10 protein-coding genes are annotated in these 8383 nt (G+C 44.9%); 5 read left to right on the forward strand and 5 right to left on the reverse strand.

Annotated features, from left to right (window positions below):
• Both MD535_RS16015 and MD535_RS16020 read right to left on the reverse strand, forming a co-directional pair.
• Positions 1-363 (reverse strand): YidH family protein, encoded by a 363-nt coding sequence (locus tag MD535_RS16015; RefSeq protein ID WP_265676034.1) that lies wholly within the window; start codon positions 361-363, stop codon positions 1-3.
• A gap of 26 nt (positions 364-389) precedes the next feature.
• Positions 390-1208, reverse strand: coding sequence for an HAD family hydrolase (locus MD535_RS16020; RefSeq protein WP_265676035.1), 819 nt, complete (start codon positions 1206-1208; stop codon positions 390-392).
• A 317-nt stretch (positions 1209-1525) separates the two neighbouring features.
• Here MD535_RS16020 and MD535_RS16025 point away from each other — a divergent pair, with 317 nt between their 5' ends.
• From MD535_RS16025 to MD535_RS16045, 5 genes are all read left to right on the forward strand, one after another.
• Positions 1526-2968 (forward strand): PTS transporter subunit EIIC, encoded by a 1443-nt coding sequence (locus MD535_RS16025; RefSeq protein ID WP_265676036.1) that lies wholly within the window; start codon positions 1526-1528, stop codon positions 2966-2968.
• 321 nt (positions 2969-3289) lie between these two features.
• Complete coding sequence (locus tag MD535_RS16030) at positions 3290-3901, forward strand: Crp/Fnr family transcriptional regulator (protein WP_265676037.1); 612 nt, start codon at positions 3290-3292, stop codon at positions 3899-3901.
• Positions 3902-4055: 154 nt separating this feature from the next.
• Positions 4056-4478, forward strand: coding sequence for a hypothetical protein (locus MD535_RS16035; RefSeq protein WP_265676038.1), 423 nt, complete (start codon positions 4056-4058; stop codon positions 4476-4478).
• Positions 4475-5086, forward strand: coding sequence for an SCO family protein (locus MD535_RS16040; protein WP_265676039.1), 612 nt, complete (start codon positions 4475-4477; stop codon positions 5084-5086). The genes MD535_RS16035 and MD535_RS16040 overlap by 4 nt, the downstream gene beginning before the upstream one ends.
• A gap of 29 nt (positions 5087-5115) precedes the next feature.
• Positions 5116-5574, forward strand: coding sequence for a copper chaperone PCu(A)C (locus tag MD535_RS16045; RefSeq protein ID WP_265676040.1), 459 nt, complete (start codon positions 5116-5118; stop codon positions 5572-5574).
• A 116-nt stretch (positions 5575-5690) separates the two neighbouring features.
• Here MD535_RS16045 and dpaL read toward each other — a convergent pair whose 3' ends face one another.
• From dpaL to MD535_RS16060, 3 genes are all read right to left on the reverse strand, one after another.
• Positions 5691-6863, reverse strand: a complete 1173-nt coding sequence (gene dpaL, locus MD535_RS16050; RefSeq protein WP_265676041.1) for a diaminopropionate ammonia-lyase — start codon at positions 6861-6863, stop codon at positions 5691-5693.
• 112 nt (positions 6864-6975) lie between these two features.
• Positions 6976-7359: a RidA family protein gene (locus tag MD535_RS16055; RefSeq protein ID WP_265676042.1), complete on the reverse strand. Its 384-nt coding sequence runs from the start codon at positions 7357-7359 to the stop codon at positions 6976-6978.
• Positions 7360-7379: 20 nt separating this feature from the next.
• The gene (locus tag MD535_RS16060) at positions 7380-8057 is read right to left on the reverse strand and encodes a helix-turn-helix transcriptional regulator (protein ID WP_265676043.1); all 678 of its coding nucleotides are present in this window, start codon (positions 8055-8057) and stop codon (positions 7380-7382) included.
• Positions 8058-8383 lie beyond the last annotated feature (326 nt).

An 8383-nucleotide genomic window follows, 5' to 3' on the forward strand; every position in this document is an offset into this window, starting at 1 on the left:
TCACGGCAACCACATCATGGCAATAACCAACATCGCGACCAGAAAGATGATAATACTGATGACCTTAATCGCGACCGAATACGACAGTTCCCGACCGTTGCGCATGGCGCGCTCATTGGATGCCCAGCGTATATAAGCCAACAACGGTAGTGCTGCCGCCATCACGCAAAGTATCGCCGACAACAACAACCTCATGTTCGAAGCCGCAAACTCGGGTACTAGATGTTCAATTCCAACCGCGCCAGCAAGCAACGCCAAAGAAGTACGAATCCATGATAAGTACGTGCGTTCATTGGCCAAAGAAAACCGATAATCAGGTGCCTGCCCTTCGCTTCTCCAGTTCGATGATTTAGTGTATTTCAATGGTTATCCTTGCTCAGTATTAGCGGTTAAAAATAAAGACAAAGCGAATCGTAAATTCCTGACTCATCATGGTGGGTTGTCACAATATTGGCGATTTCTTTGACTTCTAACGGGCTATTTCCCATTGCAATTCCCAATCCAGCACTGACCAATAACTCTATGTCATTGCTGTAATTCCCAAAGGCAACCGTATCAACTACATCATAGGACTTAGCTTGTAATAACTGGCTCAAGGCCTGCGCTTTATTCGTGCCAAGGGTTGTAATGTCCGCCATCGTTTGGCTCGATTGAGTGAAATTCAATTCATGGTCATCGCAATACGTTTGTAATGCTTTAAGTACCGCAAGGTCTTTTGTTTCAACCACGGCTTTATAGATGGTCAATGATTGCGCGAATGAGACGAACTGCTCTTCGTGCACCTGCTGATAGGTAGGTACACCATTTGGTTCGCGCGTTCTCTCCCACTCAGACATTTGTTGAAAGCTGGGCGCCGCTTGATATAAGTAAATGTGCTTAGGGCTGATGATCCTCACGGCAACATCCAGCGGTTTACAGAACGTAAGTAACGCACTAAGGCTATTTCTATCTAATGGGCGGCCATGAATAATGTCCTTGGACTTTGCGTCAAAGCAATACGCCCCATTACAGCAAATTAATGGCGTCTCTAACCCGAGTTCATTAGCATAAGGCAACATCAGTTGATGGGGTCGACCACTTGCAAGATAAATATCAACCTTCGTTGATTGTAAATTTTGGATAACGGCTTTATTTTCGGTCAGAATCTGATGGCGGCTATTAAGTAGTGTTCCATCTAGGTCGAACACAACAGACTGATAGTTGTACATAGCGCTTTCCCTATAATTACGACCACACGATTATATTTGGTCCATTTTAGAGTGGGTATGACTGCGATCATAAGCTAAACATTGCTAGCAATAAGTGCGATATTGTCGGCTAATTCTGATTACAAGAAACTCAATAAAGCGCGCAAAGTCACATCTTTGATTGGTTAGCCCCTCACTTATGACGGCTGTCATATCGGTAATTTTTCACTTTGAAATACTACGTAACAACCAAGACCTATAACTAGAAAATATTGCGTAGAAAGACATTATTTTAATGTCAGGACTTTATCGAATAATGAATGGAACTGGAGGTTCTTATGAAACAAATACTCTCCGGCATACTCAATCAGCTACAGCGAGTTGGGGCATCATTGATGCTGCCAATAGCCGTACTGCCCGTTGCCGCATTACTACTGCGATTTGGATCGCCGGATTTACTCGATCTTCCTTTTGTGAAAGCTTCGGGGGGCGCCATCTTTGGCGGACTACCTATGCTGTTTGCGGTTGGAATTGCGGTTGGTTTAGCAAAAGATCATAACGGTACCGCTGGGGTCGCTGGCGTTATCGCACACCTTATTATTTTAGAAGGTGCGAAAACCATCACACCCGATCTAAAAATGGGTGTGTTGTCAGGGATTATCGCAGGCCTCATGGCGGGTTATCTTTATAACAACTTTAAAGACACCAAACTGCCTGATTGGCTTGGCTTCTTTGGTGGTAAGCGATTTGTACCGATCGTAACGGCATTATGCTCAATCGTCATGGCGTTCATTGTCGGTCACGGTTTCCCTGCTATTGGCGCAATGATCAACAACTTTGGTATGTGGATGATTGAAAGTGGCGAACCTGGACTGTTTGTTTACGGTGCAATGAACCGTCTTCTTATCCCGTTTGGCTTGCATCATATCCTCAATAGTATTGTTCGCTTTATGTTTGGTTCGTATACCGATCCATCAGGGACTGAAATCATTGGCGATCAATTGCGCTTCTTTGCTGGTGACCCAGAAGCTGGCGCATTCATGACAGGTTGCTACGTCGTGATGATGTTTGGTCTACCTGCGGTTTGTTTAGCCTTTTACACTACAGCGAAAAAAGAGCGTCGCAAAGCACTTGTCGGCATGCTGGTCTCTATTTCACTGACCAGTTTCCTAACTGGTATTACGGAACCCATTGAATTCCTATTCATGTTCACCGCACCGATTTTGTTTGCGCTGCACGCTATCTTAATGGGCATGTCCTATGTCATTTCAGACCTATTGAACATCAAACATGGATTCGGTTTCTCCGGAGGCTTCATAGACTATGTGCTCAACTGGAACCTTGCTACGAACCCTATTCGTATCATCCCATTAGGATTAGCATACTTCGCCATTTACTTCGTCACCTTTACGGCTGCAATCAAGTACTTCAACTTAAAAACGCCAGGACGTGAAGATGAAGAAGAAGCCGTTGAATCGGCAAAAACGACCACCAACAATGACGAACTGGCAGGCGCATACTACGCCGCTGCTGGAGGCTACACCAACATTCAAAACATCAACTGCTGTATGACACGCTTGCGTCTTACGCTAGAAAATAGTGACCTTGTGGATGACGCCGCGTGCAAACGCCTTGGGGCTGCGGGTGTCATTCGCCCTACGCCAACCACTGTACAAATCATTGTTGGCACATCAGCAGAAATGATCGCGGAAGATATGAGAGCAAAACATCTTCAAGAAGCGGAAAAAGAGGCAGAGAGCTTGAACAAAGCGGCCACTTAAGTGTCAGCTCAAAGTAGATAGCTGCACCAAAGCCTCCTCTAGGAGGCTTTTTTCTACACGCCATTTTTTGATTACGATGGTGACACTTTGATTACACAATGCTGCCTTTCGCACATCACCATTCTTTAACGCCTTCTGTGTAACATCGAACCCTCTTTCAATCACTGGTTCCTTCCAGTTAGCAACGTATTCGTAATCTCGTTAACCCTAGGATCAACCTATCAGTATACTAAGGGAAAAGATGGGAACCGACACAGACAGCACACCAATAATATGTAAACATCAACCCTGTAAACCATAAGGAATAATAGGAGCACGTAAATGGATTTTGATTTGGTTTCTTGCGAGTTTCGAAAAGTCACATTTTCTAAGGGTGAAGACATTTATCTTCAACATGACAACGCCGACTGCTTCTATTTCATCGACAACGGCTTGATCGCGCTAAATCGACTATTGCTTAACGGCAAAGAAGTCCTCAGCCGAGTCTACTCATGTGAACAGTATTTTGGTTACCGTACGCTTCTTTCCGGTCAAACCTACCACGTCGGTGCGAAAGCATTAACGGATGTCACCCTGACGAAAATTCACATCGTCAATCTTGATGCCTTTTTTCAAAACAATATCAACTTCATCCGTTTTCTAATGAGCGAAATGGCAACCGAGCTGCGCCATGCCGAAATTCGTTTGTCAAAAATGCCGAGTCACAGCGTAGAACTCAGGGTCATCGACAGTATGATCGATCTGGTCAAAGTCGACGCTACGTACAATTGGACATACCGAGAAATTGCGTCTCACTGTGGTTGCTCGACAGAAACCGTTATTCGTGTGAGTAAAAAATTGAAAACCAGCCATCTTATGGAAGGTAAAAACACCCAAAAATCTTTTGATATTGAAAAGCTGTATCACGAAAGAATGCGCCTTGCCATGCTATAAACTGCACGGGCTTATAAAGATCTAACTTTCTCCTACAACGCAATTAGCTTTATAAAAATCCATCAATTATTTCGTATTTTTGGAGTGACCGCACGGCGGTCATTTCAGATTATGTTACGATGCGCCTACGAATTTCTTCTGGGTTGATAACAACTTGAACAACAAAGTAAAGTTTTTATTTATCGCGCTTGCACTCGGTGCGGGTTTTCTTCTGCCTAATTTACTCAATAAAGCTAAGACCATGCACGTCGATTTAAGTGAATACTGCATGCTATCAACCAAGCTTTGTGAGCAGGATGGCGTCAAAATTCAACTCAATAAAGACCGTGCTCATCCATTAATGCCCGTGGAGATACAAGTGTTCTGGCCCAATGCTGAAGCCGAGCAGCTACTGGTGTCTTTACAAGGTAAAGAGATGGATATGGGTGTGGTAAAATACCAACTCGATATGATCAAACCGAATGTTTATCAAGGTGAAATCATTCTCCCAGTCTGTACTGAAGATAGCATGACATGGTATGGCACTATCGCCGAAGGTGAGAATTCAGTACAAGCGGCAGTAAGGATGACACGATGAAAAAAAAATGGTTACTGCTACTGATTGGTGCTTTTGCTGTCGGTATCGCAACGAATATCACCCTACAACATAAAAAAGACTCCGACCAGCAAGCCGACGCTAAACGTCAGATAGAGGAAACATCAAGTGCGGTGTTGTTTGGCGAAAATGATAACCCTATCGCTATCTTTGACCAACAAGATTCCCGAACCCGTATCGTCTATTTCGGCTTTACACGTTGCCCTGATGTTTGTCCAACGTCACTGGCGATGCTGGCTGGTGCGCTCAATCAGATTGATGAATCAAGTAAAACAACCATTCGTCCTCTATTTATCTCTCTCGATCCTGAACGCGACGCTGCCGCAGCATCAGCGGAATATGCCCACTATTTTCACCCAATGATCGAAGGTTTGTCCGCACCGCTTGATGTAACTACCCCACTGGCCCATCGCTATGGCGTGATATTTCGTAAAACCGAACTAGAGGGATCCAAACTTGGTTATACCCTCGACCATAGCTCTTACTTCTATTTTCTTAAACCCGATGGCACATTGATTGAGAAGGTGCCTCACACCCTAACTCCAGCTCCTATTATTGAGGCGATCAAGCGACTGAATAATCAGGGATAGATACCACGACAACAAGAATCGGAATCCACATGAAGCTCAACAAAACACTCTTATCTCTTCTTGCACTTGCACCATTATCATTTGCCAATGCGGCCATTGATGTTCACGATGCCTACGCGCGCGCGACTGCGCCGAATGCAACGACCAGTGCGGTATTTGCCACCATTGAAAACACCAGTGATAATGTTAGAACCCTAGTCAAAGCACACTCGCAAGCCGCTGCTGTGGTCGAGCTTCATGATGTAGTAATGGATGGTGAGGTGATGCAAATGCGCCAAGTCCAGAACATTGAGATCCCAGCGAACGGTCATGTCATGTTAAAGCCTGGCAGCCTGCACATCATGCTACTGGATATCAATGAGCCGTTAAAAGAAACCCAAACGATTGATGTCGAACTAACGTTTGCCAATGGTGAAGTACAAGTGGTTACCGTGCCAGTGAAAAAAGTCATGTCAGGCATGAGTAAAATGAACCACGATCACCATTAAAATAACCCATTATTTCTAAGATTACTGACACTTAGCGTTAGTAATCGCTAAGTATCAAATAATGAAAAAGCGCATCATCGATGCGCTTTTTCATTGCTAAGATAGCCCGCCATAACCTACGATGCGGCGTACTCACCGTCCCATACGATACGACGGTAACGATCTGGATTGGTGTCCCCTTCGGTACTAAACAGCAAAACCACTGACTCTGCATTTAGACCCACTTGCTCATCCAAACCCTGCGTATGCAGTTCACGTAATGCACCTAACGTGATCGCCCCTGACTCGCCACTGATGATCTTCGGATCATCACTCAGTGGGTTACCCAAAATGCGCATACCATTCGCGGACACACTGTCCTCTACCGAGACAAAATAACGGCTGCAATCACGCAGGATAGGCCACGTCACCGGGTTCGGCTCACCACACGCAAGCCCTGCCATAATGGAGTTCAAATCACCGCTCACGTTCACCATATCGCCTTCTGCGCTGGTGCCGGAGCGATAAATACAATCCGCAGCCGCAGGCTCTGCAATAATAGTATCAAAGGTATCGGCGCCTAACTTATCCGCTAAATAGCCCAAAACGCCACCTGCCATTGCGCCAACACCCGCTTGTAATACCACATGCGTCGGCATACCAAATTCAAGTGCCGCCGTTTGCTCAATCGCTTCATCCGCCATGGTCATGTAGCCTTGAGAAATCCACGTTGGGATTTCTTCATACCCTTCCCACGCCGTATCTTGTACCAGCATCCAATCATTTGCTTGCGCAGTTTCATTGGCAAGGCGCACGGTATCATCATAATTGACGTCGGTTACAATGCACTCCGCCCCTAAACCTTTAATGCGATCAACACTGGCTTGTGCCGAGCCTTTTGGCATGTACACCACTGCATTTTGACCCATTTCACGCGCTGCCCACGCCACGCCAGTGCCGTGGTTTCCTGCGGTCGCCGTCGCAAACGTTAATGGTGCCTCAAGCTTTGATGACACGGTTTTTAAGTCGATGTCAGCAATATCCACATTCAAATGTTTCGCTAATTGACGACCTAATGCGTAGGAGCCACCCAACACTTTAAACGCGTTAAGACCAAAACGCTTGGACTCATCTTTCACCAATACCGCTTTCACACCTAGCTGCTGCGCAAGGGCGGGTAAAGACACTAACGGTGTGGGTTTGTAACCTTCAATTTTTTGGTGAAACTGACGCGCTTGACGCGCTTGGTCGGTTGAAAATAGTGGGCTGGCTTTTCCAGAATAAAATGCATTATTGGCTAGCTTGAGCATGGTGAATACCTAAAGAGAACAGAGTGAAAAGAACAAGCCACGCAATGAATGATCAGAGTATGAAGTGGTGGACGATAACTACCGGTGGCTTGTGATAACAAAGAGCGACTATTTATTTGATATACGCGATCGCTTCAACTTCAACCAACGCGTCTTTCGGCAATCTTGCGGCTTCTACACAAGAGCGTGATGGTGCATTTTCAGTACCAAACACTTCCGTATAGACCTCGTTGAATGCGACAAAGTTTTCCATATCCGATAGGAAACACGTGGTTTTCACTACGCTATCAATAGACGCGCCAGCCGCCTCCAATACGGCTTGTAAGTTAGACAGCGATTGGCGAGCTTGCTCGGTAATGCCCCCTTCAACAAAAGCCATCGTCGTTGGATCTAGCGGTAACTGACCGGACGTAAAAACCAGCTCTTTAAATGCCGTTCCTTGTGAATAAGGACCGATAGCGGCAGGTGCTGACTCTGTGTGTATGGTTGTTTTCATCTTATTGACCTTTATTGTGCTTAAGCTTTGAACTCACGAATGTATTTGTAAATAGCATGGCGAGTAATTCCAAGGCGGTCGGATACGAGTCCTGTTGCCTCTTTCAATTCAAAAATGCCGTTCTCAAATAAGAGTTTGGTAATCGTCTTATTGCGGCTTTTCAAGTTGACGGATGCATCACTTTCGACTTCTTGGATCGCATGTTCCAGAGCTTGTTCAATGACGTCAGTCGCTGAAGCGCTAAAGTTTTCGTGTACGCCAACATGCGGCAAAGCGCTGTCGGGCATCAGAGTCTTCATGATTTCAGGGAACGGGTGAGACAGATTCATGTTGATACAAAACAAGCCGATTGGCTTCCCACCCTCACCAGCAAGAACACATGTCGTTGATTTTAATAGAGAGCCATCTTTACTATTGGTAAAGTAGCATTTAGGGGTCACTTCACCCGTTCTCTCAAATGCGCTTAACATTCTAAGCCCCATATCGGTGATCGGCGATCCCACTTCACGCCCGGTATGGTGACCATTGACAATCTTAACCACTGACTTTTCAAAACTCTCAAAGGAGTGAATCACCACTTCACAATGAGGCCCAATAAAATCAGCCATGGTATCGGCTAGGCGGAAATTGGAGGCTAAATATTCTCTATCTGAATCAGTAAATTCGACACTGAATGACTTATATGCTGCTGCGTTCATCTTAGACCACTACTGTTAACTTCAACTCAAGACACATTGTCCCTTCCTATAGAAGTGATTGCAATAGCAAACTCAACTTTATGTAACTATATAACTACAAACGTTCATAGCCATCAACACAAAAGTTAACAATCCAGACCTAAAGTTTGTTATTTTTGACTAAAATCAAGTTTAAACACAAAATAACCCCAACTCCGTACACTAAAGTTAACCATAAGACTCAGGTCACATTATTTAACTTAAATATAAGTAATATGCTCAACATCAAATACATGAATCAAACAATATAGGATGAGCTTGCTCCACAGGCCCATACCAATAATAAA

The sequence above is a fragment of the Vibrio qingdaonensis genome (assembly GCF_026191675.1).
GTDB classification, from domain to species: Bacteria; Pseudomonadota; Gammaproteobacteria; order Enterobacterales; family Vibrionaceae; genus Vibrio; species Vibrio qingdaonensis.